This is a genomic window from Nonomuraea sp. NPDC050451, assembly GCF_044458585.1.
This window is the reverse complement of sequence record NZ_JBITHZ010000006.1, coordinates 22,722-47,935: the sequence shown is the minus strand read 5'-3', so window position 1 is coordinate 47,935 and position 25,214 is coordinate 22,722. Positions and strand designations below refer to the sequence as shown.

19 protein-coding genes are annotated in these 25,214 nt (G+C 73.4%); 5 read left to right on the top strand and 14 right to left on the bottom strand.

Going from position 1 to position 25,214, the window contains the following annotated elements:
* Positions 1–33: 33 nt before the first annotated feature.
* On the bottom strand, positions 34–1,464 hold the full coding sequence (locus tag ACIBI9_RS21065) for a serine/threonine-protein kinase (protein ID WP_397223840.1): 1,431 nt from the start codon (positions 1,462–1,464) through the stop codon (positions 34–36).
* A gap of 244 nt (positions 1,465–1,708) precedes the next feature.
* On the opposite strand from ACIBI9_RS21065, the gene ACIBI9_RS21060 reads away from it, so the two are divergent.
* Positions 1,709–3,067, top strand: a complete 1,359-nt coding sequence (locus ACIBI9_RS21060) for a cytochrome P450 (protein ID WP_397223839.1) — start codon at positions 1,709–1,711, stop codon at positions 3,065–3,067.
* Positions 3,068–3,088: 21 nt separating this feature from the next.
* Here the strand turns inward: ACIBI9_RS21060 and ACIBI9_RS21055 are convergent, their stop codons facing one another.
* From ACIBI9_RS21055 to ACIBI9_RS21045, 3 genes are read right to left on the bottom strand one after another with little or no spacing between them, the layout of a single operon-like run.
* Complete coding sequence (locus ACIBI9_RS21055; protein WP_397224184.1) at positions 3,089–4,834, bottom strand: acetyl/propionyl/methylcrotonyl-CoA carboxylase subunit alpha; 1,746 nt, start codon at positions 4,832–4,834, stop codon at positions 3,089–3,091.
* An 8-nt stretch (positions 4,835–4,842) separates the two neighbouring features.
* Positions 4,843–5,040 (bottom strand): acyl-CoA carboxylase subunit epsilon, encoded by a 198-nt coding sequence (locus ACIBI9_RS21050; RefSeq protein ID WP_397223838.1) that lies wholly within the window; start codon positions 5,038–5,040, stop codon positions 4,843–4,845.
* Positions 5,037–6,575, bottom strand: coding sequence for an acyl-CoA carboxylase subunit beta (locus ACIBI9_RS21045; RefSeq protein ID WP_397223837.1), 1,539 nt, complete (start codon positions 6,573–6,575; stop codon positions 5,037–5,039). The genes ACIBI9_RS21050 and ACIBI9_RS21045 overlap by 4 nt, the downstream gene beginning before the upstream one ends.
* Positions 6,576–6,677: 102 nt before the next feature.
* Between ACIBI9_RS21045 and ACIBI9_RS21040 the strand changes: the two genes are divergently transcribed.
* Positions 6,678–7,355 (top strand): TetR family transcriptional regulator, encoded by a 678-nt coding sequence (locus ACIBI9_RS21040; protein WP_397223836.1) that lies wholly within the window; start codon positions 6,678–6,680, stop codon positions 7,353–7,355.
* A gap of 39 nt (positions 7,356–7,394) precedes the next feature.
* Here the strand turns inward: ACIBI9_RS21040 and ACIBI9_RS21035 are convergent, their stop codons facing one another.
* The gene (locus ACIBI9_RS21035; protein ID WP_397223835.1) at positions 7,395–8,042 is read right to left on the bottom strand and encodes a response regulator; all 648 of its coding nucleotides are present in this window, start codon (positions 8,040–8,042) and stop codon (positions 7,395–7,397) included.
* Entirely contained in the window at positions 8,032–10,071 is a 2,040-nt protein-coding gene (locus tag ACIBI9_RS21030) for a sensor histidine kinase (RefSeq protein WP_397223834.1), read from the bottom strand. Before ACIBI9_RS21030 ends, ACIBI9_RS21035 begins: the two co-directional genes overlap by 11 nt.
* Positions 10,072–10,230: 159 nt before the next feature.
* On the opposite strand from ACIBI9_RS21030, the gene ACIBI9_RS21025 reads away from it, so the two are divergent.
* Both ACIBI9_RS21025 and ACIBI9_RS21020 read left to right on the top strand, forming a co-directional pair.
* Positions 10,231–10,899, top strand: a complete 669-nt coding sequence (locus tag ACIBI9_RS21025) for a hypothetical protein (RefSeq protein ID WP_397223833.1) — start codon at positions 10,231–10,233, stop codon at positions 10,897–10,899.
* 17 nt (positions 10,900–10,916) lie between these two features.
* The gene (locus tag ACIBI9_RS21020) at positions 10,917–14,222 is read left to right on the top strand and encodes a BTAD domain-containing putative transcriptional regulator (RefSeq protein ID WP_397223832.1); all 3,306 of its coding nucleotides are present in this window, start codon (positions 10,917–10,919) and stop codon (positions 14,220–14,222) included.
* A gap of 11 nt (positions 14,223–14,233) precedes the next feature.
* Here ACIBI9_RS21020 and ACIBI9_RS21015 read toward each other — a convergent pair whose 3' ends face one another.
* Genes ACIBI9_RS21015 through ACIBI9_RS21000 form a run of 4 tightly spaced genes read right to left on the bottom strand, consistent with a single transcriptional unit; the run spans position 14,234 to position 18,392 of the window.
* Entirely contained in the window at positions 14,234–14,686 is a 453-nt protein-coding gene (locus ACIBI9_RS21015; protein ID WP_397223831.1) for a GNAT family N-acetyltransferase, read from the bottom strand.
* Between the two features lie 58 nt (positions 14,687–14,744).
* Positions 14,745–16,310: an acyl-CoA dehydrogenase family protein gene (locus tag ACIBI9_RS21010; protein ID WP_397223830.1), complete on the bottom strand. Its 1,566-nt coding sequence runs from the start codon at positions 16,308–16,310 to the stop codon at positions 14,745–14,747.
* Positions 16,303–17,169 (bottom strand): MaoC family dehydratase N-terminal domain-containing protein, encoded by an 867-nt coding sequence (locus ACIBI9_RS21005; RefSeq protein WP_397223829.1) that lies wholly within the window; start codon positions 17,167–17,169, stop codon positions 16,303–16,305. Before ACIBI9_RS21005 ends, ACIBI9_RS21010 begins: the two co-directional genes overlap by 8 nt.
* Positions 17,166–18,392, bottom strand: a complete 1,227-nt coding sequence (locus ACIBI9_RS21000; protein WP_397223828.1) for a CoA transferase — start codon at positions 18,390–18,392, stop codon at positions 17,166–17,168. The genes ACIBI9_RS21005 and ACIBI9_RS21000 overlap by 4 nt, the downstream gene beginning before the upstream one ends.
* Positions 18,393–18,487: 95 nt before the next feature.
* On the opposite strand from ACIBI9_RS21000, the gene ACIBI9_RS20995 reads away from it, so the two are divergent.
* Positions 18,488–19,255: an alpha/beta hydrolase gene (locus ACIBI9_RS20995; RefSeq protein WP_397223827.1), complete on the top strand. Its 768-nt coding sequence runs from the start codon at positions 18,488–18,490 to the stop codon at positions 19,253–19,255.
* 6 nt (positions 19,256–19,261) lie between these two features.
* Here the strand turns inward: ACIBI9_RS20995 and ACIBI9_RS20990 are convergent, their stop codons facing one another.
* Genes ACIBI9_RS20990 through ACIBI9_RS20975 form a run of 4 tightly spaced genes read right to left on the bottom strand, consistent with a single transcriptional unit; the run spans position 19,262 to position 25,200 of the window.
* Entirely contained in the window at positions 19,262–20,371 is a 1,110-nt protein-coding gene (locus tag ACIBI9_RS20990) for a substrate-binding domain-containing protein (protein WP_397223826.1), read from the bottom strand.
* Positions 20,368–21,381 carry an ABC transporter permease gene (locus ACIBI9_RS20985; protein WP_397223825.1) on the bottom strand — a complete coding sequence of 338 codons (1,014 nt, stop codon included), beginning with the start codon at positions 21,379–21,381 and terminating at the stop codon, positions 20,368–20,370. Before ACIBI9_RS20985 ends, ACIBI9_RS20990 begins: the two co-directional genes overlap by 4 nt.
* On the bottom strand, positions 21,375–22,904 hold the full coding sequence (locus ACIBI9_RS20980; protein WP_397223824.1) for a sugar ABC transporter ATP-binding protein: 1,530 nt from the start codon (positions 22,902–22,904) through the stop codon (positions 21,375–21,377). Before ACIBI9_RS20980 ends, ACIBI9_RS20985 begins: the two co-directional genes overlap by 7 nt.
* Positions 22,894–25,200 (bottom strand): LuxR C-terminal-related transcriptional regulator, encoded by a 2,307-nt coding sequence (locus tag ACIBI9_RS20975; RefSeq protein ID WP_397223823.1) that lies wholly within the window; start codon positions 25,198–25,200, stop codon positions 22,894–22,896. The genes ACIBI9_RS20980 and ACIBI9_RS20975 overlap by 11 nt, the downstream gene beginning before the upstream one ends.
* Positions 25,201–25,214: the final 14 nt, after the last annotated feature.

Genomic DNA, 25,214 nt, shown 5'->3' with positions numbered 1-25,214 from the left:
ATATCCCGCCAGGGCTCCACTATGGTGCCCGGATCAGGTGATGGGGACGTCTTGGAACTTCCCGAGCGCCAGCAGGTCAAGGTCCGCCCTCTTCGCCGTCCACGGCACGTTGTCGAACTCCGCGACGAGGAGGAGGGATTTGGCCGGGGCGATGTTGTTGATCGAGGTCCAGCTGGAGCAGATGCAGAAGCCGTCCTCGTCGATGTAGGGGCGGAGCGTCTTGGACCCGCCCTTGTAGGTCAGGCCGATGCTCGAGAGATCCTCCGAGTCCCGGCCCAGAATCGTGTACAGGTCCGCGTACGCGCCGTCCTTGGCGTCGTTTCTCACGGTCAGCTCGAGCCGGAGGTCTCCGTCCACGCGGTACAGGTTGTCGATGGTGATGTGGACGGGCACCCGTTGGGCGTCCAGGTTCCGCACGGACGTGTCCTTCTGCGCGAGCGGGGGGACGCTGCCGTCGGACGCCGCCTGAGAGGTTGCGGTGACCAGGGAAGTTCCCCGGTGGGCGGCCGTCTCCCACGGACGCCAGGCCGCGGCGACCGTCGCCCCGGTCACCAGGAGCGCGGCCGCGACCGCCACCGGGGCCTTCCAGCGGCCGGCCACCGGCGCGTCCCGGCGGCGGGCCGACGAGGCCGCCCACGAGTTGCTCACCGTGCGGACCCCGGTGTCCACCGACACCGACTCCCGGCCGAGCAGGCGGTCGAGGAGCTGCTGCGCCGTGGGCCGCCGCGCCGGGTCCTTGTCCAGCGCCTGCTCCACCAGGGGCCTGAGCCGCTCGTCCAGGCCCGTCAGCTCGGGAGCGCGGTGAACCACCCTGAACAGCACCTCGGGCGCGCCGCCCGTCCCGAACGGCGGCCGTCCGGTCGCCGCGTACGCCACGACGCCGCCCCACGCGAACACGTCGCTCGCGGCCGTGATCCGGCCCTCGGTGGCCTGCTCCGGCGACATGTACGCGGGCGTCCCCACGATCCCGGTGGACCGGCTCGCGTCCGGCTCAACGAGCTGCGCGATGCCGAAGTCGATCACCCGTGGGCCGACGGGGCTGAGCAGGATGTTCTGCGGTTTCAGGTCGCGGTGCACGACCCCGGCCTGGTGGATGGCGGTGAGCGCGGTCGCCACGCCGACGGCCAGGGCCTCCAGGTCGGCCCCGGCCATCGGGCCGCCTTTCCTGATGGCGCCGGCCAGATCGGGGCCGTCCACGTACTCGGTGACGATGTACGCGGTCTCACCGTCGATGCCCGCGTCCAGCACCGGCGCCGTGCAGAAGCGGGCCACGCTGCGCGCCGCCTCGACCTCCCTGGTGAACCGGCGGCGGAAGCCCGCGTCACTGGCCGGTCCCTCGCGCAACGTCTTGAGCGCGACGAGCCGGGATCCCGGGTCCCGGGCCAGGAAGACGACCCCCATACCGCCCTGACCTAAGAGACGGATGATGGTGTATGGGCCTATTTTCTGGGGTTCAGGGCTCACGCGTGAATTATGACCATCGATGGATGACGTTTGATAGCAGATCACTTGAAGGGCCGCCGAGACCACGCAGCGTCCATGATTCAGGACACGCCGTACACTTTCCTCTTGCCATGACTGGCGCTTTACGTGATGCTTTCAGATCTCTTGAGCGAACCGGCCGAAATCTCCCAGAGTGCGGCGGCAACCAGAGAGGTAGTTCATCCCCGTGACCCACCCGTGGCCCCAGCAGCCCGCAGAACCACTGATGTCGATGTCCGTAGAGCCGCTGCTGACCAGGGACTACGATGCCGACCCCGCCTTCGTCCACGAGCGCCTGCGCAAGAGGTACGGCCCGGTCGCCCCGGTCGACCTCCTCGGCATGCCGGTCTGGTTCGTCCTCGGTTACGAGGAGGTGCTCCGCGTCCTGCAGAACTCGGGCGGCATCTGGACCAAGAACGTGGACAGGTGGCGGATGAACGTCGAGGGCCGGATACCCGCGGACTGGCCGCTGCTGCCCGTCTTCCAGATCAACAACTCGGCCTTCTCCGAGGGCGCCGCGCAGCGCCGGTTGCGCAACGCGTGGACGCAGGCGCTGGCGCCGTTCCAGGACCACGCCAATCCGCAGGCCCAGCTGCTCGAACAGGCCGTCGTGCAGTACGCCGACGACCTCATCGCCGTGCTGGCGGAGGGCGGCTCCACGGGGTGGGCCGACCTGGCCGCCCAGTACGCGCGGCCACTCCCGCTGATGGTGGCCAACCGCATGCTCGGCTTCACCGCGGCGCGCGGCGAAGAGGTCGTCATGGACATCTGGCGGATGGTGGACGCCGGGCCCGACGCGGCCGCGGCGTTCGAGCGGCTGTACGCGGCCATGACGGAGCTCGCGGCCACCGCACGGGAACGGCCCGGCGAGGACCTGCCCTCCTACATGATCGCGGCCTGTCCTGACCTCACGCTGGACGAGCTGGCCCGCGAGCTGCTCATGCTGCCCGGCCTGCTCGACTTCACCGCCAGTTTGGTCTGCAACGTCGTCGTCGAGGTCGTCTCCAACCGGGACGTGCGGGCGAGCCTGTCGGTGGGCGCGATCGACGAGACGGTCAACCGGGTCGCGCTGCTCAACCCGCCGATGGCCAACCTGACCTTCCGCTTCCCCAAGACCGACGTGAAGATGGGGAACTACACGATCGCCACCGGCGATCCGGTGATGCTCTCCGTCGCGGGCGCCCACGCCGACCCGCGCTTCGCCGGGGCGCTCGACCACGAGGCCATCCGCAGCACCCGCGCGCACCTGGCCTGGGGCGCGGGGCCGCACAGCTGCCTGGGACACCGGCTGGCGACCCAGATGACGACGATCGCCGTACGCCGGCTCTTCAGCCGGCTCACCAAGATCAAGCTTGCGCTCCCGGCCGACCAGCTGCCCTGGCGCCCCTCCCCCTTCATGCGCGCCCTGCGGGCCCTGCCGGTCCAGTTCGAGCTCGCCGACGGCTACGTACCGGCGGGCGAGCGTGCCTCCGGCGGCACCGACGCGCCCGCGCCGCAGCCGTCCGCGCCGGGCGAGGCCGGACCGGCGTCGTCCCGGACCGGCGGGCTGTGGGGCTTCCTGCGCGGCCTGCGCCTCAAGCGCTGACCGGTGGGGTTCGGCTCGGCGTCATGCCGGGTCCTTGATCTCGCAGATCACGGTGCCGGCCGCCACCGTGGCCCCCACCTGGGCGGACATGCCGACGATGGTCCCGGCCTTGTGGGCGGTGAGCGGCTGCTCCATCTTCATGGCCTCCAGCACCACGATGGTGGCGCCGGCAATCACGTCGTCGCCGTCGGCGGCCATCACCTTGACGATGGTGCCCTGCATCGGGCTGACCAGGGCGTTCCCGCCGGCGGCGGCCTTGGCCCCGCCCCTCTTCTCGCGCCGGGGGGCGGCGGCCTTGGCGGCACGCGGCTTCGCGGTGCCGGCGGGGAGCACGACCTCCAGGCGTTTGCCCGCCACCTCGACGGTGATCCGCTCGAGCTCGCCCTGCTCCGGGGCCTCGGCGGGCACGCCGTCATAGGGGGCGATCCGGTTGTCGAACTCGGTCTCGATCCACCTGGTGTGCACGGTGAAGGGGTCTGCGGTGAAGGCCTCCTCCGCCACGACGGCCCGGTGGAACGGCAGCACGGTCGGCATGCCGTCGATTCCGAACTCCGCCAGTGCCCGGCCGGCGCGCTGGAGGGCCTGCTCGCGGGTGGCGCCGGTGACGACCAGCTTGGCGATCAGCGAGTCGAAGGAGCCGGGCACGGTCTCGCCCTGCTCGTACCCGGCGTCGAGGCGGACGCCGGGGCCGGAGGGGGCGCGCCAGCCGGTGATGGTGCCGGGGGCGGGCAGGAAGTTGCGGCCTGCGTCCTCGGCGTTGATCCGGAACTCGATCGAGTGGCCGCGCGGCTCGGGATCGTCGTAGCCGAGCTCCTCCCCCGCCGCGATGCGAAACATCTCGCGCACCAGGTCGATGCCGGTGACCTCCTCGGTGACCGGGTGCTCCACCTGCAGGCGGGTGTTGACCTCCAGGAAGGAGATCGTGCCGTCCTGGCCGACGAGGAACTCGCAGGTCCCGGCCCCGACGTAGCCGGCCTCGCGCAGGATCGCCTTGGAGCTCTCGCGCAGCAGGGCCTCCTGCTCGCCGGTGAGGAACGGGGCGGGCGCCTCCTCGACGAGCTTCTGGTGGCGGCGCTGCAGCGAGCAGTCGCGGGTGGAGACCACGACCACGTTGCCGTACGCGTCGGCCAGGCACTGGGTCTCCACGTGCCGGGGCCGGTCCAGGTAACGCTCCACGAAGCACTCGCCCCGCCCGAACGCGGTCACGGCCTCGCGCACGGCGCTGTCGTACAGGTCGGGGATCTCCTCGGCGGTCCGCGCCACCTTCAGCCCCCGCCCGCCGCCGCCGAACGCGGCCTTGATCGCGATGGGCAGGCCGTGCTCCTCAGCGAACGCCAGCACCTCGTCGACCCCGGCGACCGGGTCCGCCGTCCCGGCCACCAGCGGCGCGCCGACCTTCTGGGCGATGTGCCGGGCCTGCACCTTGTCGCCGAGCGCGGTGATCGCCGCGGGCGGCGGCCCGATCCACACCAGCCCGGCGTCGATGACCGCCTCGGCGAAGCCGGCGTTCTCGGCCAGGAAGCCGTAGCCGGGGTGCACCGCGTCGGCGCCCGACCGCGCGGCCACCTCGATGATCTTCTCGATCGACAGGTACGTCTCCCCCGGCGTGGCGCCGCCCAGCGCGTACGCCTCGTCGGCCATCCGGACGAAGAGCGCGTCGCGGTCCTGGTCGGCGTAGACCGCCACGCAGGCGATGCCGGCGTCGCGACAGGCCCGGACGATCCGGACGGCGATCTCGCCGCGGTTGGCGACGAGCACCTTGCGCAAGGTCGTGCTCACAGGGATCCTCCAAGACTCCAGCTCGACTCCCGCCATCCGCGGGGGCCGGTCACCAACGGGCGGCGCAGCACACGGCGGCGCGCAGGCGAGCTGCTACGGGGCGGCTCGGGAACGTCGTCGTGGGCGAGGGCGCGCAGCGCCACGACGAGCGCGGCCATCTCTTCCGGCGAGGGGTCACCCTTGATCACGTTCATAGCGGGATGTTCCCGTGCTTCTTGGGCGGCAGGGCGTCGCGCTTGCCGCGCAGCAGCCGCAGCGCGCGGGTGACCTCGCGCCGGGTCTCGCTCGGCGCGATCACCGCGTCCACGTAGCCGCGCTCGGCCGCCAGGTAGGGGGTGGCGAGGGTGTCCTCGTACTCGCGCACCAGCTCGGCCCGGAGCGCGTCGGGGTCGTCGGCGGCGGCCAGCCGCTTGCGGTGCAGGATGTTGACCGCGCCCTGGGCGCCCATCACCGCGATCTGCGCGGTGGACCAGGCCAGGTTCACGTCCGCGCCGAGGTGCTTGGAGCCCATCACGTCGTACGCCCCGCCGTACGCCTTGCGGGTGATCACCGTGACCAGCGGGACCGTGGCCTCGCCGTAGGCGTACAGGAGCTTGGCGCCGCGGCGGATGATGCCGTTCCACTCCTGCTCGGTGCCGGGCAGGAAGCCGGGCACGTCCACGAGCGTGAGCACCGGGATGCTGAACGCGTCGCAGGTGCGGACGAACCGGGCGGCCTTCTCGGAGGCGTCGATGTCGAGCGTGCCGGCCAGGCGCATCGGCTGGTTGGCCACCACGCCCACCGACCGGCCCTCGACGCGCCCGAAGCCGACCACGATGTTGGGCGCGAACAGCGGCTGCACCTCCAGGAACTCGCCGTCGTCCAGCAGGGCCGCGATGACCTCGTGCATGTCGTACGGCTGGTTCGGCGAGTCCGGCACCAGCGCGTCCAGCGCCAGGTCGTCGGCGCCGAACTCCAGGTCGGCCTCGAACTCGGGGTGCGGCGCTTCGTCCAGGTTGTTCTGCGGCAGGTACGACAGCAGCGCCCGGGCGTAGTCGAGCGCGTCGTCCTCGTCATGGGCCAGGTAGTGGGCGATGCCGCTGCGGCTGTTGTGCACCCGGCCGCCGCCCAGCTCCTCGAAGGTGACGTCCTCGCCGGTGACGGTCTTGATGACGTCCGGGCCCGTCACGAACATGTGCGACGACTCGTCCACCATGATCGTGAAGTCGGTGAGGGCCGGCGAGTAGACGTGGCCGCCCGCGCACGCGCCCATGATCAGGGAGATCTGCGGGATCACGCCGGAGGCCCGGATGTTGCGGCGGAAGATCTCGCCGTAGAGGCCGAGCGAGACCACGCCCTCCTGGATGCGCGCCCCGGCGCCCTCGTTGATGCCGATGATCGGCACGCCGTTCTTCATGGCCAGGTCCATGACCTTGCAGATCTTCTGCCCGTACACCTCCCCCAGGCTGCCGCCGGACACCGTGAAATCCTGCGAGAAGACGCACACCTGGCGGCCGTCGACGGTCCCGTAGCCCGTCACCACGCCGTCGCCGTACACGAGTCCGCCGCGGGCCAGCGCGTCCAGCTCGACGAAAGAGCCCGCGTCCAGCAGCCGCTCGATCCGCTCCCTGGCGGTCAGCCGGCCCTTCGCGTGCTGCTTGGCCGCCGCCCTGGCCTCGCCCACGTGAACTGCCTCGTCCAACCGCTCCTTGAGGCGGGCCAGGCTGCCCGCTGTGCCCTGCGCTGACATTCACCACTCCGCCGATAAGTCCCACCGATAAGACTCAGTTTCATATTGACGATACTCAGTTTCGATCGCTTGGATACCCCTAACTTTCGAGACAATGACCACGTGCCGAAACCGCCCATCAGCCAGCGCCTCGCCGAAGCCGCCGTGGCGCTGTTCGACGAGCACGGCTACGACGAGACCACCGTCGACGACATCGCCGCGCGAGCAGGCGTGAGCCGCAGCACGTTCTTCCGCTACTACCGCTCCAAGGAAGACGCGATCTTCCCTGATCACGACACCCTGCTGGAGCGGATCGCCGCCCGGCTGCGGGCCTCGACCGCCGACACCGCGATCGTCGCCATCACCGACGCGGTACGCATCGTGCTCGCCCATTACGTCGACGACGCCGAGGTGTCGCTGCGCCGCTATCGCCTGGTCCGCCGGGTGCCGGCGCTACGCGACAGGGAGATCGCCAGCGTGGCCCGCTACCAGCGGCTGTTCCGCGAGTTCGTCGGCGAATGGCTGGGCGACTCCCCCGACGCCGGCCTGCGCGCCGAGCTCATGGCCGCCTCCGTCGTGGCCGCGCACAACCAGGTGCTGCGGGGATGGCTGCGCGCGGGCGGCACGTACGACCCCGCCGGTCCCCTCGACCACGCGCTGCGGTACGTGATCGCCACCTTCCGCCACCTGGAGCAGCCGCAGGACAAGGGCGACCAGATCGTCGTCGCCACCTTCAGCCGCGCGGCCTCGCCCCAGGATGTCATGGCCGCCATCCAGCAGCACCTGGAGTCGCCCTCCTAGGAGACGCAACCCCTGACGACCCCCTCTTTTGGGAAGGTCTCAGCGGGCGAGGCCCGCGTCGCGGGCACGGATGATGGCCTCGGTGCGGTCGGCCACGTGCAGCTTGGCGAAGATGTTGGACACGTTGTTGCGCACGGTCTTGGGCGACAGGAACAGCTCCGAGGCGATCTGCGGATTCGACCGGCCGGCCGCGATCAGCGTGAGTATCTCCAGCTCGCGCGGTGTGAGCTGCGGGAACGCCGTGTCCTCGGTGGGCGGCGCGGCGAAGAACTCGGTCACCCGCCGGGCGATCGACGGCCCGAAGATGGCCTCGCCGTGGGCCACGGCCTGGATGGCGCGGACGATCTCGCCCTGGTTCGCGCCCTTGAGCAGGTAGCCGCGCGCCCCGGCGCGCATCGCCGCGAACAGGGTGGCGTCCTGCTCCGACATGGTCAGCATGACCACCCCGATGTGCGGGCTGTCGGCGACGACCCGGCGGGTGGCCTCGATGCCGTCCAGCTCCGGCATGCTGACGTCCATGACCACGATGTCCGGCTGCAGGTCGGCGGCCAGCGCGACGGCCTGCCGGCCGTCCGCGGCGGTGCCCACGACGTCGATGCCGGGCAGGGAGGCCAGCAGCGCCGCCAGCCCGTCGCGGTAGACCGGATGGTCGTCGGCGAGCAGCACTCGGATCGTCTCATCGGACACCGGCCACCTCCGTGGTCTGTTCGAGGGGAAGTCGCGCGCTCACGAGCGTCCCGCCGCCGGGCGGGCAGGTGACCTGGCAGTCCCCGCCGAGCTCGGCCGCCCGCTCGCGCAGGGACAACATACCGACCCCGGCCTCGATGTCATGACCGATGCCGCGGCCGTCGTCGCGTACCGTGATCTCCAGAGTCCCCCCGCGCACGCCGAGCATGATCTCGCAGTGCGTCGCCGCGGCGTGCCGCACCACGTTGGCCAGCGCCTCCGACACGATGCGGTACGCGGCCACCTCCACCGCCGCGGGCAGCGAGCCGAGCGCGTCGTCGCCGCTCACGACGATCTGCAGGCCGCCGGAGCGGACCCGGTCGGCCTGCTGTTCCACGGCGCGCAGCACGCCGAGCTCGTCGAGGGCCGGCGGGCGCAGGTCGTGCACCAGGCGGCGGACGTCGGCCAGCACGACGGACACCTCGGCCGCGGTCTGCTCGAGGATGCGGTCGGACTCGGCGGGCGCGGTGGCGGCCAGGTTGCGGGCGGTCTCGATGCGCAGCGCGACGGCACCGAGGCTTGGGCCGAGACCGTCGTGCAGGTCGCGGCGGATCCGGCGGCGCTCCTCCTCGCGCGCGGTCACGAGCCTGGCGCGGATGCGCTGCAGGTCGGCGCTGAGCTCGCTGGCCCGCGCCGCCTGGGCCGCCTGGCGGACGAGGTCGCCGAGCAGCCGCTGGTCCCGCTCGGTCAGGTCGGCCCGGCACAGGACCAGCCGGCCCACGGCCTCGTCGCGGTAGGCGACCGGCAGAGACAGCTGCGGCCCGTTCGGGGCGCCGTGCTCGACCACGGTACGCACGCCGCCCGGCCGCTCGATCTCCACCCGTACGTACGGCAGCCGGAACGCCTCTGACACGGTGTGGGCCAGCGCGGCGAGCTGCGCGTCGGGCTCGGTGGTGACCTCCAGCCGTTCGGCGAGCGTCGAGACCATCGCGTACGGGTCGTCGCGCGCCCCGCGCACCAGCCGCCGCGCCGCCCGCCACAACCACGTCCGCAGCGGCGCGTAGGCCACCGAGACGATCGCGATCGCGGCCAGCGCGGAGTCGCGCTCGCCCAGCACGCTGCCGGCGACGGTGAACACGGCCACGTCGATCGCGACCACCAGGACCGCGAGCATCCCGTACAGGAAGGTCGCCGGCAGCAGCCGGTCGATGTCGTACAGGCGGTATTCGGTCACCGCGATCAGCACCGCGGCGGAGGTGAGCGCGATCCCGACGCACATGAGCACCGACGACAGCTGCTTCAGAGGCACCATGAGCACGAACATGTCGGCCAGCGCGGCCCAGGTCAGCCAGCGGATCTGGGCGCGCCGCTCCGTGTCGGCCCGCCGGTAGCGGTGGACCATGACCGCGAAGGGGATGATCAGGCTCACCGCCGCCCCCGCCCGGGCGAGGGTGAGCAGGGCCGCCCACACCTCATAGGGCAGCTCCAGGCTGACGGCGTCGATGCCGAGCCGCAAAACCTCCGGGGGCAGCGGGCCGCCCTCGAACCGCGTCGTCGCGGACACCGGCACGAATATCCACACCAGCGGCAGGTAGCAGGCCAGCCCCAGGCCGGCGATCGACAGCCGCCGCCAGCCCTTGGCGGCGGGCAGCCGCCCGTCGGGGAAGAGCAGGATCAGCAGCGGCAGCCCGATCAGCAGCGCCGCGCCGAACCGGGCGTAGAACCAGTAGGCCGGCGCGGCTCCGAAGGCCCCGGGCGAGGTGTAGATCGAGTACACCGACCAGGCGCCGGAGAAGCCGTTCAGCGCCCAGTGCACGCCCGACAGGGTCAGCACCCAGGCGACGGGATGCCGGGGCAACCGCCGCAGCAGCAGCGCGCCGGGCACCGCCTGGGCCAGCCCCGACACCGCGGCCGGCCAGCTCACGGCTTCGAGGCCCGCGTTCGGCGGCAGCGGGATCCCGGAATTGCGGACGTCCAGCAGCACAGTGCCGACCGTGAGCACGACCGCGAGCGCCGCCGGGACCGCGGACAGGCGGCTGGCTTTTGTCACCTGAGCATTGTCGCCGGATTTGTGTCCCGTTGTCCCGGGACAGCCTGTCCCGGGACACGGCAGGGCGCCTCGGGACCGGATCAGGGACCGGCGGCTCTGCCGGCCCGGAACAGCAGGCCGACATCGTTGGGGGCATCGCAACAAACCGGAAGGAACCTCATGGACGCCCACATCACCAACGAGCCGGCACGGGCCCGCACGGACACCCAAGTGCTCAACTCCTCCCACTACACCGGCGCCGCACCGGCGGTGAGCGAGAGCGCGATCCGCCGCGCCGGGATCGGGCTGATGGTCGGCTCGCTGACCTGGGCGACGGCCATCTTCATCCACGGCACGCAAGGCGTCGGCGTGGGCGAGCGGATCATCGACCTGACCGGGCTGGCGTTCCAACTTGGCATCTTCTGCCTGCTCTGGGCGCAGATGAAGACGCGGGCGATCGGCACCTCGCGGGCCGCCGCGGTGGCGCTCAGGATCGAGGCCACGGTGCTCGGCCTCGCCGGCGTCTGGTCGCTGCTGCACGGCGTCCTGCCTGACGACGTCAAGGACGCGACCTGGCTGGCCTTCCTCGACATCTGCTGGCCGCTGTCGATGCTGGGCATGGCCGCGATCAGCGTCAAGCTCGCCACCACCGCGCGGTGGCGCGGGGTGCTGCGCTGGTGGCCGCTGATCGCGGAGAGCTGGGCGGTCGTGACCGTCCCCTGCTACGTGCTGGTCGGCGAGCAGCTGGCCCGCTGGGTCGGCGGCACCCACCTGGTCATCGGGTACGCCACGCTCGGCCTGCTGATGGCCCTGCGGCCCGCGGCCACGCTCTTCTCCAGATCCGCCTGAGTCGAACCGGACGTGCTGTGGAATTTCGAGTTCTGGGACCTGTCGAGGTCCGTGCCGACGGCGGGGAGCCCGTCGGCCTGGGCGGGGCCCGCCCGCGCGCGGTGCTGGCCCGGCTCCTCATCGCGCGGGGGGTCGTGGTCTCCGCCGACGCCCTGATCCATGACCTGTACGGGGACACGCCGCCGCCCAGCGCGCTGTCGTCGCTGCATTCGTACGTGTCGAACCTGCGCCGGGCGATCGAGCCGGACCGCGGCCCGTGGGCCAAGCCCAAGGTGCTGATCGGCCGGCCGCCCGGCTACCTGCTGGCCGCCGATGACGTGGACGCGTCCCGGTTCGAGGAGCTGGTGGGCCGGTCGGAGTTCCAGTCGCCGGGGGAGGCGCTGGCCTGCCTGGACGCCGCGTTCGGGCTGTGGCGGGGCACGCCGTACGGGGAGTTCGGGGACGAGCCCTGGGCCCTCACCGAGGTGAGCCGGCTGCGCGAGCTGCGGCTGGTCGCGCTCGAGTGGCGCGCCCGGGCGCTGCTCGACCTGGGCCGCCCGCAGGCCGTGATCACGGACCTGGAGGCGGAGACGGCCGAGAACCCGCTGCGCGAGCGGCTGTGGTGCCTGCTCGCCCTGTCCCTGTACCGCACCGGGCGGCAGGCGGAGGCGCTGGCCGTGCTGCGCCGCGCGGCCCGGCTGCTGGCCGACCAGCTCGGCCTCGACCCCGGCCCCGAGCTGCGCTCACTCGAACAGGACATCCTCCGCCAGGCCGACTCCCTGGAGCCGGCCGCCGGCCCGGCCACCCTGGTCGTGCCGGCCCAGCCCGGGCCGGCGGGGACCGGGCGATCGGCTCGCCGGGACGACCGGCTCGCCGAGCTGATGGCGCTGCCCGAGCGGGCCGCCGCCACCGGCCTGCGGCTGGCGACCGTGAGCGGCGAGGCGGGGATCGGCAAGACGTTCCTGCTGGAGGAGTTCGGCGAGCACTGCTCGGCCCGGCTCGGGCAGCTCGTGCTCTGGGGGCGCTGCCACGACGCCGAAGGGTTGCCGCCGCTGTGGCCGTGGGTCCAGGTGCTGCGGACGCTCGAACAGCACTGCCCGCCCGGCGACCGGCAGCCCCTGTCCGGCCTGCTCGACGCCGACCGCCCGGCCGACGCGCACGCCGTCGCGCGGTGGCTGACCGCGGCCTCGCGCGTCCGGCCGCTGGTGATCGTCCTGGACGACCTGCAGCGGGCCGACGCCGCGTCGCTGGACCTGCTCAGGGACCTGATCATGCGGCTGGACGGCGCGGCTGTCACGCTGGTCGCCGCGTTCCGTCCCGGTTTCGACGACCCGCTGAGCCGGCTGGCCCGCTACGACCTGGTCCGCCTGCGCGTCCGCGGCCTGGCACCGGCGGCCGTGCGGTCCATGGCGGCCGGCATGGGGGTGGCGCTCGACGCCGAGGCCGCGGCGCGGCTGGCGGACCGGACCGGCGGCAACCCCTTCTTCGTGCGGGAATGCCTCCGGCTGCGGGCCGGCGGGCACGCCGTGGACGCCGTCCCTGAGGCGGTCGCCGCGCTGGTGCGCTCGCAGCTCGAGGCCGAGGTCGCGGACGTGCTGGCGGTCGCGGCGGTGCTCGGCAGGGAGTTCGACCCAGCGATCGTGGCGCAGGTCGCGGGCCCCGAAGCGGACGACCTGCTCGACCTCGCGACCCGCGCGGGCCTGCTCACGCCCAGCGCCGACCCCGCCCTGCCAGGGCTGCTCGCCTCCAGCGAGGCGCTCGACCTCACGACCGACGCAGGACTGCCCGTCTCCAGTGACGCGGGCGGCGCGGGACTGCCCGTCGCGCAGGATGCGCCCGGCCGGGCGGGGCTGCTTCTCGGGGGCGGGGGTGCGTTTCGCGTGGAGCCGGCCGTGGCTGGGAGTGGGCGGCTGGTGTTCGTGCATGACCTGGTGCGGGAGGTGCTGGCCGGGGGCCTGGCGCCCCGGCGCAAGGCCGCCATCCACCGCGACCTGGCCGCCGCCCTGGCCGCCCGCCCGTCCGCCGACGTGGCCGCCATCGCCTGCCATGCCGTCCAGGCGGGCTCGTACGGCGACGCCGTGCACTGGGCCGTGGCCGCCGCCGAGCAGGCCGGCCTGCGCCTGGCGTACGCGGAGGCGGCCAGGTGGTGGGGCCACGCCGTGGCCGCCCACGACGCCTCGGGCGGCGACCCCGCCCAGCACGTGGAACTGCTGCTCCACCACGTCCAGGCCCTGGAGGCGGCCGGCGACCGGGAGGCCGCCCGCCGCGCCGGAGCCGCCGCCCTACGCGCCGCCGACCGCGCCGACGCGGGCGCCGGGCTGGTGGTACGCGCCCTCACCGCACTCGGCACGCCGTCCCTGTCGCTGCTACGCGACCCGTACCAGGCGGACCGGCACCCGGCGGACCGGCACCAGGCGGACCGGCACCAGGCGGACCGGCACCAGGTGGACAACCCCCGCCCGCTCGCCCGCACCCGCACCCGCGACGACCGCCGTCTCACCATGCACCGGCCCCGGGCCCTCACCGGATTGACGGACCTCACCGGCGAGTTACACGATCTGGCGGAACACACCGACAGCCCTCAGGTCGAGCTGCTCGCCGGCATGGTGGACGCCTGCGGCCGGCTGGAGGCGTTCGACGTGGCCGCCGCCGACCAGGCCGCCGCCCGCTGCGGCGCCCTCCTGCAACTCCACCCGCTGCCCTGGCCCCGCTTCCAGCACACCCTCTGGCAGGCCAACCGGCTCGCCCTCGACGGCCGCTTCGACGAGGCCGACCGCCTCTACGACGACGCCGACGACCAGGCCCGCCACCTCAACCTCCGGCACGCCCGCCAGACCGTCGCCACCGGCCGCGTCGCCCTCAGCTACCACCGCGGCGCCATCGCCGACGCCGCGCCCCTCATCGCCGCCATCCGCGGCGTCCATCCCACCCTCCACCACGACGCCACCACCCTGCACCTGTGCGCCGAAGGCCACCTCGACCACGCCCGGCGCCTCAACGGCGGCCCCCGCCCGGCCCCGCCCCGGGACTGGTCCTGGCTGTCGGCCACCTGCCTGCGCGCCGCCGCCGTCGCCGCTCTCGGCCGCACCCACGAGTGCCGCACCGCCTACACCGCCCTGCTCCCCTACAGCGGCCGCATCTCGGCCCTGTCAGCCGTGCTGTGCATGGGCCCGGTCGACTGGTACCTCGCCCTGCTCGCCACCGCCTCCGGGCACCACGACGCCGCCACCACCCACCTCACCGCCCTCGAACAGCAGGCCGGCGCCGCTGGCCTGCACTGGTGGCGCGACCGCGCCGCCGCCACGAGCGTCCGCAAGCACCTCCAGGTCGCCACCAGGGCGTGAGCCCCGCCGTCTCACGTCCTGGACAGCGGCCGGCTGAGCAGGCGGCGTCCCTCGTCCAGGAATCCGCGCTTGCCGTAGAAGTCGAACAGATGGCTCACGTCGTTGCCGTTGGGCGCGATCACGATCTCCAGGAGGGAACATCCCAGCTCCGCGGCCCAGCTCCGGCTGTCCTCGATCAGCCGGTTGGCCTCACCGCGCCTGCGCGCCTCCGGGGCGACGTAGAGGTCTTCGAGCTCGGCGATCAGCCCGGACTCGAGCCCGAACGAGGTCGTGGTGATCGCGAACGCGATGACCCGGCCGTCCTCCTCGCTCACCGCGACCCGGGCCGCGGGCGAGGTGATCAAGGTGGTGAGGTTGGCTTTGAGGTCGCCTTCCGGCGTGGTGAAGCCGTCCTCCTCGTAGAAGGCGACGGCGAGGGCGAGCAGGGCGGGCAGATCGGCTTCGCGGGCCGTACGGATCGACATGGGGGCCATGATCTCGGCCGATCCGCCGCCTCCGCCAACCGATTTCGCACAGCGCCCGTCAGGGCTTCATCAGCCTGCGGGCGATCACCCGCAGGGCGAGGACCTCGTCGGCGCCCTCGAAGATGGACAGTACGCGCGCGTCCACGAACAGCCGCGAAATGCTGTACTCCTCCGCGTACCCGTAGCCGCCGTGCAGCTGCTGGGCCTCCCTGGTGACCCATTCGGCCGCCCGGCAGGCGAGCTGCTTGACCTGCGCGGCCTCCAGCTGGCCGTCGCCGGCCGTCACGGCCCGGGCCGCCGCGAACGTGAAGGCCCGGCAGGCGGCGATCGATCCGGCCATCCTGGCGATCTTGGCGCGGGTCAGCTGGTAGTCCGCGAGCGGCCGGCCGAAGACCGACCGCTGCCGCGCGTAGTCCACGGCCAGCTCCAGCGCCGACTGCATGACCCCGACGGCCCTGGCGGCGGTCTGCAGCCGCGCGTTGGCGAACGCCTGCATCTGCAGGTAGAAGCCGCGCCCGAGACCGCCGTCCCCGCCGATCAGGTCGGCCGCGGGGACGCGCCAGCCGTCGAAGCGCACCTCGAACGAGTGCATGCCCCGATAGCCGAGCGTACGGATGGCGCGCCCCTCGACGGACCCGCCGCCCTCCTGGGTGAGGCGCCATTCGTGGCCGGTGAAGGAGGGTTTGTCCACCACGAAGAGCGAAAGGCCCCGGTGCCCGGCCGGGTCGGTGCGGGCCAGGACGAGGAGGCAGTGGGCGCGGCCGGCGAAGGTGCACCAGGTCTTGACGCCGTTCAGCACCCATTCGTCGCCGTCGCGGGTCGCGCTCGTGGTGATCTGCGCGACGTCGGAGCCGTGGTCGGGCTCGGTGACCGCCACGGCGCACAGCCGCTCCCCCGAGGCGATCATCGGCAGCCAGCGCCGTTTCTGCTCCTCGGTGCCGCCGCGGGCGATCGCGGTGGCGATGATCTCGGGACGCGTGATGAGCGAGCCGGCGGCCCCGAGCGAGGCCCGGGACAGTTCCTCGGTGACGACCACCATGGCGGCCAGTTCGTCGCCCTCGGCGCCGCCGCCGTACTTGGCCGGGATCGACAGCCCGAAGCAGCCCATGCCGGCGAGCCCGTCGATGATGTCGGCGGGGATGTCCTCGTCGTCGCGGTGGATGCGGTCGGCGACAGGGGTGATGCGGTCGGCGGCGAACTCGCGGAAGGCGGCGCGGACCAACTGCAGCTCGGCGGACAGGTGCCGTGGCCCCGCCTCGCGGGTGGCCAGCACGTGCTCGGCGACGCGCTCCAGGAACGCCGGGTCGCGTCCCGCGGCGACGTGGGCGGCGACGCCGTCCAGGGCCGTCCCGTCCACGCCCCACAGGGACTCCCTGCCGGTCAGGCGGCCGGCCAGGTCGGCGGCGACGTCGGCGGCGTAGAGCAGCGCCAGGCCCGCGCCGTGGTCCGCGTCGTGGTCGAGGAGCGACCCGGCTGCCGCGACCGCCGCCGACATGGACGCCACGTCGTAGGCCACGGCCTGGTCCCGGTCCGCGGAGGCGACGTGGGCGGCGGCCCTGCCGACTACGTCCCGCAGCGCCTCCACCACGGCACGCGCGCCACCGCGCGCCGTCGCCTCACGCACGGCCGTCGCCTCCCCCGAGCTCGATCGCCAGGGTGCTGTGGGGCTCGTCGTCCTGGCCGAACACGCCCAGCGTGGCCGCGTCGATCCGCCGCAGCAGCGCCGGCCGGCCGCAGAACAGGGGCTTGCGGTTCCGGTGCCGCATGCGCGCCACGGGGGCGTCGTACCCCTCAAGGCGCAGGACCTCCGCCAGGGCGAGCGTCATCAGGGGCCCGTGCACCACCAGGCCGGGGTAGCCCTCGACGCGGGTGGCGTACGGCCAGTCGTAGTGGATCCGGTGGGGGTTGGAGGTCGCCGCGCTGAACCGCATCAGCAGCGTCGGGTCCGTGGCGAACCGCCAGGCCCGCTCCCCCTCCCGGGTGAAAGGGGCACCGGCGGGCGCCAGGACCGCCGCGGGCCCGGCCGGTGCGGCCTCGGACGGGACGGCCCCGGCCTCGCGGTAGATGAGGTCCTGGCGTTCCTCGACGGCGAGCCGGTCGTGCTCGTCGTAGAGCCGGATGGAGACGACCACGACGACCAGCCGGCCCGAGCGCCCCGACTTCTCGGTGACCGACTCCACGCGCGCCTCGCGGCGTACCGTGCTCCCCACCGCGAGCGGGGCGTGGAAGGCGACCTCGCCGCCCGCGAACATCCGCCGCGGCAGCTCCACCGGAGGCAGGAACGACCCGCGCGCCGGATGGCCGTCCGCGCCGAGCACGGACGAGACGGGCCAGCGGGCAAGGGCGAGCCAGTGCCACAGCGGCGGCAGCGGATCCCCCGGGCCGATCGCGGGCGTGCCGTCGTCGAACAGCGCCGTCAGCGCGGCGACCGGGCCCGGTTCGACCGTCTCCCGGGTGGTGAGGGTGTGCGGTTCCCAGCTCACGTGGACCTTCCCTGCGTCGTCCGGATGACGCCGTCCTTCCGCAGCGCCGCCAGATCGGCCGCCGACAGGCCGAGCTCGGCGCGCAGCACCTCGTCGGTGTGCCCGCCGACCTCCGGAGACGCCTCCGGTGGCGCCTGCTCGCCGTCCATCACCAGCGGCGACCCCGGCGCCCAGTGCTCGCCGATGCCGGGCTGGGCGACCTTCCCCATCAGCGGGTTCCCGGGCAGCGTCGCGGCCAGCTCCGTGAAGCTCCGGTACGTCGACCACAGCACACGGGTGGCCCGCAGCGCCTCTTCTGCCTCGGCGAGCGTGCGGGTCTCGAACCAGCTGGCGATGAGGTCGCCGAGCACCCTGCGGTGCCGGTAGCGCTCGGACTCCGCGCCGAGGTCCACCCCGAGGGCGGCGGCCAGCGCGGAGACCACGCCGGTGAGGCCGGTGGCGGCGAGGAGGTCGCGCCAGTGCCGGTCGGTGAGCGCCACGACCATCAGCCGCCCGCCGTCGGCGGTGGCGAAGTCCCGGCCGAAGGTGCCGTAGACGTGGTTGCCGATCCGCTCGCGCGAGGTGCCGTTCAGCTGCGCCTCGGCGAGGTAGCCGAGGCTCCCCGCCGCCGCCAGGGCGACGTCCTCCAGCGCGACGCGTACCTGCTGCCCCTCCCCCGTGAGTACGCGGTGCCGCTCCGCGGCCAGCAGCCCGACCGCCAGGTAGAGGCCGGCGGCCAGGTCCCAGGCGGGCACCACGCTGTTCACCGGCTGCTCCGCGTCCTCCGGACCGGTCAGCAGCGGGAATCCGGTCGACGCCTGGACCGTGTAGTCCACCGCGGTCCCGCCGTCGCGGCGGCCGGTGAGCAGCACGTGGATCACGTCGGGACGGCGTGCCCGCAGCGCCTCGAAGGTCAGCTCCGGGTGCCGGTCGGAGTTGCTGATCACGATCCCGCCGCGCCGCCCTCCGCTGACGACCAGGTCGGCGACGAGCCGGCGTCCCTCCTCAGAGGAGAGGTCCACCTCGACGGCGCGTTTGCCCTTGTTGAGGCCCGCCCAGTACAGGCTCGTCCCGCTCTCGGCCAGCGGCCAGCGGGTGCGGTCGGGAGCGCCGCCGATCGGCTCGACCCTGATCACGTCGGCGCCCAGCTGCGCCAGCGTCATCCCGCTCAGCGGCGTGGCCACGTAGCTGGAGAGCTCGACGATCCGCAGCCCGCTCAGCGGCCGCGCGGCATCCTTGGTCAACGGGTGGTCCCGGTCGCACACCCGACCAACCTAACCGAACCGTTCACATCGGGCGCTCGCTAACATCCGTCGTCGGACAACCTGAAAGGCACGGCATGAGCGAGCACCCCCTGTGGCCCACGACCGGCGAGGCGACCATCACCGCCTTCCCCGTACCGCACGACGGTCCCAGCCCGGCCGTCGTGGTCCTCCCGGGCGGCGCCTACCACCACCTCGCCGACCACGAGGGCGCGCCGGTCGCGCGCTGGCTCAACTCGCTCGGCATCGCGGCGTTCGTCGTGCGCTACCGGATCGCGCCGCACCGCCACCCGCTGCCCCTGCTCGACGCCGCCAGGGCGGTGCGGTGGGTCCGGCACCACGCCGCCGGGACCGGTGTGGACCCGGCCCGCGTGGGGGTGCTCGGCTTCTCGGCGGGCGGCCACCTGGCCGGGCTGCTGGCCACCGAGGCGGGCTCCATGCTGACGGAGGGCCCGCACGACGCCGTCGACCAGGCCGACCCCCGCCCCGGCCTCGCCGTCCTCTGCTATCCCGTCGCCGCGCTCACCGGACCGGCCGCCCACCAGGGCTCCGCCGCCAACCTGCTCGGCCCGGACGCGCCCGAGTCCGTACGCTCCGAGCTGTCGCTCCCCGACCGCGTCGGCCCGGCCACGCCACCCATGTTCCTGTGGCACACGGCCGACGACGAGTCGGTCCCCGTCGAGAACACCTTCCAGGTGGCCCGGGCGCTCGCCCGCCACCGGATCCCCCTGGAGGTCCACGTCTATCCCAGCGGCCGGCACGGGCTGGGCCTGGCCGACGCCGATCCCGTCGTGGGCGACTGGACCGCCCGCTGCGCCGCCTTCCTGCGCGCCCGGGGCTGGTGAGAGGGGCTACCCGTGCCAGATCCGCAGGTAGGCCTCGCGGTAGCCGCGCGGGTCCCAGGACGCGGCGGCGTCGACGTTCTCCGTCGTGGTCAGGTGCACCGGCGTCACGTACCCGCTCGGCGGGTGCCCGGCGAACGCGCGGTTGAGCTCGTCGACGATCTGGCTGCCCTGCGCGTTCAGCGGCTCCGGGACGGTCGCGTGCTGGAAACGCCGGGCGCGGATCCGCTGGAACGCCGAGGGATCCCCGTCTCCCGCGCCGATGGAGTAGGGAGGCCCCTCGCCGGGCCGCCCGGCTGCGCGCAGCGCCGGAGCCGCGTCGGCGAAGTAGACGTCGTTGATGGCGACCGAGTACGTCCACCGGTCCCTGAAGCGGGACAGCAGGGACGAGACCTCCTGCGGCGTGCGGGTGCCCGCGTCGGGGAGCGGGATGTTCTCGTAGGAGAGGAGCCGGACGCCGGAGCAGGTAGCCAGGGTCTGCCTGATGAGCCGTGACTTGTTCTCGGCGAACGGGATCGAGGAGTCGGTGAAGATCACCGCGCCCGCCCGGCCGTTCGACCTGGCGATGATCCAGTACGCGCTGATCCGCGCGACGTCCTCCACCCGGCTGGTGACGTTGGTGAAGAGGCGGGGGTTCGCGCTGGGGCCGGGCGACTTGGTCGCGTGCCATCCCACGAGCTGGATCCCGGCGGCGTTGGCCTGCCTGACCTGCTGCGCCACGGACTCCGGGTCGAACCCGCCGATGACGATGCCCGACGGCCGGAGGGCGACCGCCTCGCCCAGGGCCACCCGGATCCCGGCGGGGGTGCCCTGGCCGTCGATCACGCGGAAGCTCCACCGTACGGACCGCGCGGCCGCCCGCACGGCATCGGCGGTGCCGGCCACGCCGGGGTTGGTCATGGTCGAGGCGACGAAGACGATGCTCTTGCCTGCGACGGCGCGAGGCCCGCTCGTGGGCCCGGCCCAGGGCACGTCCATCGCCTCGGCGAGCGCGACCGCCCGCCTGGCAGTGCGCACCACGTCGGGGCACCCCCCGGCCCCCTCGGGAGCGGGGGGCGGGGAGCCGAGCGAGCAGCCGCCGGCGACCAGGGCGAGCACCACGAGGCGGGCGAGGTTCATGGCCGGCTCGTCACCCGGCCGGCGTGCGTCCGGCGCCGCGCGGAGTAGCCGGCCAGCCCGACGGCGACGAGCAGGGTGGCGCCGTTGAACAGCGGGGTCACCCAGAAGTCCGCTCCGAGCTGGCTGATGCCCGACAGGCCGATGGCCAGGACCGCGATGGCGACGACCGTGCCCCAGGGGTTGGCCCGCCCGGGCTTGATCGTGGTGGAGCCGAGCAGCGCGGCCACGAACGCCGGCAGCAGGTAGTCCAAGCCGACGCTCGGGTTGCCGATCTGCTGCTGGGCCGCGAGGAGCACGCCCGCGAAGCCGGTCACCAGGCCGGATCCCGCGAAGGCGAGCACGACGTACCGGCGGATCGGGATCCCGACCAGCTCCGCCGCCCGCGGGTTCGAGCCGATGACGTAGAGGTAGCGGCCCACGGGGAGCCGCTCCAGCACCAGCCACAGCGCGGCGGCCAGGGCGACCACGTAGAACGCGGGCGTCGGCATGCCGAGGAGCGTCGAGTCGTACAGGCCGGTAAGGCCCTCGGGCAGGCCCTGCGGTCCGGGGAAGATCCGGGCGCCCTGGGTCGCCCAGCCCGTGACGGCGTACAGGATGCTGCCGGTGCCGAGGGTCGCGATGAACGAGTCGATGCGGGCGAACTCCACCAGCAGGCCGTTGACCGCGCCGACCGCCAGCCCGCCGGCGAGCACGGCGAGGCACGCCTCGGGCCAGCGCCATCCGGCGTTCACGATCAGCAGCAGCGTCATGACGTGCCACAGGCCCAGGCCGTAGCCGAGGGACAGGTCGAAGTTCCCGGTGATGATGGGGATCATCGCGCCGAGCGCCAGGACCGCGGTGATCGAATAGGCGGAGACGATCGCGGTCAGGTTGGCCATGGTGGGGAACGTGTCCGGCAGGGCGAGCGCGAACGCTGCGAACAGGACGACGGCCAGCGCGAGCAGCCCGTACCCGCCGATCAGGCGGCCGGCGGAGGGCTTTCTGCGGGGCGTGAGCTCGTTCGTCAGCAACGGTCCGTCCCAGGGATGGCCGTGGCCGCCCGGGTGAGCGCGGCGACGGTGAGGGCGTCGCCGCCCAGCTCGGCCCTCACCCTTCCGCGCGCGAACACGAGCGCTCGGTCGCACAGGTTCGCGACCTCCTCGAAGTCGGCGGAGACCAGGAGCGCGGCGGCCCCGCCCGCCAGGGCCTCGTCGAGCAGCCGGTGGATCTCGGGCTTGGCGCCGACGTCGACGCCGGCCGTGGGCTCCTCGAGGATCAGGAGCCGGCGGCGGACCCCGAGCCAGCGGCCGATCAGCACCTTCTGCTGGTTTCCGCCGGACAGGGCGGCGAACGGCGTCTCCGGGTCGGCCGGGCGGACGCGCAGGCGCTCGGCGATCGCCGCCGTCTCGGCGCGCTCGCGGCGCGGACTCAGCGGGCTCAGCGGCGATCGGCCGCGCACGCCGGGGTTGGCCAGCAGGTTCTCCCGCACGCTCAGGTCGGCGGCGGCCCCTTCCTCCTGCCGGTTGCCGGACACGAAAGCGACCCCGGCGCCGACGGCCGCCGCGACCGAGGCCGGCCGGTACGGGCTGCCGGCGAGCAGCACGCGGCCCGCCCGCATGGGGTACGCGCCGGCCAGCGCGCGGCCGAGGTCCACGTGCCCGGCTCCCATGAGCCCGACCAGGCCGAGCGCCTCGCCGGACCGCAGGTCGAACCCGACGGGGCCTGCCCGGCCGGCGCGCACGCCGTCCAGGCTCAGCAGGACCTCTCCCGGCCGGCGGACCCGGCGCCGGTGGGCCCTTTCCTCTCGCCCCACGATGTCGCGCACGAGGTCGGCCGGGTCGCGGCCGGCGAGCGGCCCCTGGCTGACGAGGCGCCCGTCGCGCAGGACGGCGACCCGGTCGGCGATCCGGTAGATCTCGTCCAGCCGGTGGCTGACGTACAGGATCCCGTGACCCCGGTCGCGGAGCGTGCGCAGGACGTCGAAGAGGCGTTCGCCCTCGGCGGCGGACAGGGAGGCGGTCGGCTCGTCCAGCACGATGAGCTGCGCGTGCGTGGCCAGGGCGCGGGCGATGGCGACCAGCGAGCGCTCCGCCCGCGTCAGGTCGGCGATCGGCTCGTCCGGGTCGAGGCGGGAGGCGACGATCCGGAGGGCGTCCACGCAGCGGCGGCGTACCTCGCGCCAGGAGATGAGGCCGCCGCGCCGGGCGTATCCCATGCCGAGGGCGATGTTCTCCGCGACGGTCATCCACTCCACGAGGCCGAGGTCCTGATGGATGAACGCCATGCCCGCGGAGGCGGCCTGGCTGCCGAGTGGATGGCCGGCCACGACGACCTCTCCCCCGTCGGCGTGGTGGACGCCGGCCAGGATCTTGATCAGCGTCGACTTCCCGGCGCCGTTCGCGCCGAGCAGGGCGAGGACGTCGCCGCGGCGGAGGTCGAGATCCACTCCCCGCAGCGCGTGGATGCCGCCGAAGCGCTTGCGCAGCCCCCGGATCCGGACGAGCGGATCCGGGGCCGCCGCCGTTCCCGGCTGGGGGCGCGGGTCACTCGCCATCGGGCCGGCGTGATTCCCACGCCTTGACGATCTGCGACCTGGACGAGAAGTTCAGCTTGCGCAGGACGTTCTCGACGTGGCACTCCGCGGTGCGCTGGGCGATGACCAGCGTCTCGGCGATCTGCTTGTTGCTCAGGCCCTTCGCGACCAGATCGGCGATCTCCCGCTCCCTGCGGGTCAGGATGGACGTGGCGTCGGACTCGGGCTGGGCGCTCTCCGCGCGGCGTGCGGGCTTCTCGTCCAGCGCGTACGCGGCGGCCTGCTCGGGGGTGAGCTCCGCGCCGCGGTCGAAGGCCGCCTTGAACGCCCGCTCCGAGAGATGCCGCCGCAGGCAGGACTCGCACCGGTCGTGGGCGCCGGCCAGGTGCCCGAGCCCGGGCAGCGAGGTCCCGATCGACTGCCAGACCATGTGGGCGGCGCCTAGCATCTGGGCGGCCTGCTCGTACTGCTCGTCGTCGGCCAGGATCCAGGCCAGCCCTTCGAGGCACTGGGCCAGGCCGAGGTGGTCGTTGCAGCGCAGCTTCAGCCGCACGGCGTCCCGCATCATGGTCACGGACTCCCGGAGCGCGCCCTTGCGCCGCCGGTCGAGGGCCGCGACCCACAGCGCGTACGAGATCGACCATTCGGCGTTCGCGCGCTCGGCCGTCTCCAGCACCTCCTCGCAGAGCGCCGTGGACCGCGGGTCGTCCATGAGGACGGCGGTCATGGCCAGCTGGAAGAGGGCCACCCACGCGTGCCCCCGGTGGCCGAGGGCGCGGCGGCGGGCCAGCGCCTCGTCCAGCAGCTCCATGGCCCGGGTGAAATCGCCGGCCAGCAACGCGGCGAACCCGGTGATGTGCAGCGCGCCGGCGAGCTGGGCCTCGTCCCCGAGCCGCTCAGCCAGTGCCTGGCACTCCTCCAGCAGCGGCTTGGCGGCCTGCGGGTCGCCCCGCAGCAGGACGAGCCACGCGTCGACCCACAGGGCCTTGGCCCGCCCGGCACTGGCGTCGGACTCCTGCGCCAGCGCCCGTTCCAGCCAGTGGTGGCCCTCGCTCGGGGAGCTCCACGAGAGCCGGTGGCTCCACATCGCGGCGGCGATCTCGAGCGCGGCCCACGCCTCGCCCGGCTCGCCCAGGCAGAACTCCAGCGCGGAGCGCACGTTCCCCTGCTCCTGGATGAGGCGCCCGAGCCAGTCCATCTGGTGCTCGCCGAACCACTCGTCCTCCGACCGTGCCGCCAGGCGGCGGCACCAGTCGCGGTGGCGCAGCCGCAGGGCCTGGTCCTGGCCGGAGGCGACGAGCCGCTTCCATCCGTACTGGCGCAGCGTGTCGAGCATCTCGAAGCGCACGTCGGAGCCCCGCCCCCGGCGCTGCATGATCGACTTGTCCACCAGCTGGGTCAGCAGGTCCATGAGGCTTTCGGGGGCGATCCCATCTTCCGAGCACACGTGCTCGATCGCGTCCAGGCCGCAGCCGCCGGAGAAGACCGACAGCCGCTCCCACAGCGTCCGCTCCTCCTCGGAGCAGAGGTCATAGCTCCAGTCCACCAGCGCCCGGAGCGTCTTCTGACGCGGCGGCGCGGTGGTGGGCCCGGTCGTCAGCAGCCGGAAGCGGTCCTCGAGGCGCTCCAGGATCTGCTCCACGGACAGGACCATCACCCTCACCGCCGCGAGCTCGATGGCCAGGGGGATGCCGTCCAGCCGCCGGCACAGCCGGGCGACCGCCGCGCTGTTGGCGTCGGTGACCCTGAACTCGTGCACGGCGGAGGCGGCCCGGTCCTCGAACAGGCGCACCGCCTCGTTCTCCAGGACGCCGTCCATCGAGATCTCGGCCGCCCCGGGCACGTTCAGCGGCGGTACCTCGAGGACCAGCTCCCCCGGGACGTGCAGCGCCTGCCGGCTGGTGGCCAGGATGCGCAGTTCGCGGGCCATCGCGAGCAGGTCACCGGCCAGCGCGGAGACCTGGGGCAGCAGGTGCTCGCAGTTGTCCAGCACCAGCAGCAGCCGTTTGTCGTGCAGGTACTCGGCGAGGGAGGCCGGATCCTGCCGGGGGCATCTGACGGCGTCGGCGACCGTCTCGGTGAGCAGCGCACCCGCCACCAACGGGGCCAGGTCGACCAGCCAGACCCCGTCGCCGAACTCCCGGGACATCTCGGCGGCGATCCGCCGCGCCAGCCGCGTCTTGCCGACCCCGCCGACGCCGGTGAGCGTCAGAAGCCGGCCGGCGGTGAGCAACCGCTTGCCCTCGGCGATCTCGTTCCTGCGACCGACGAAGCTCGTGAGCTCCAGTGGCAGATTCCCCGCACGTGACCGCGCCATCGCCCCCATAGCTT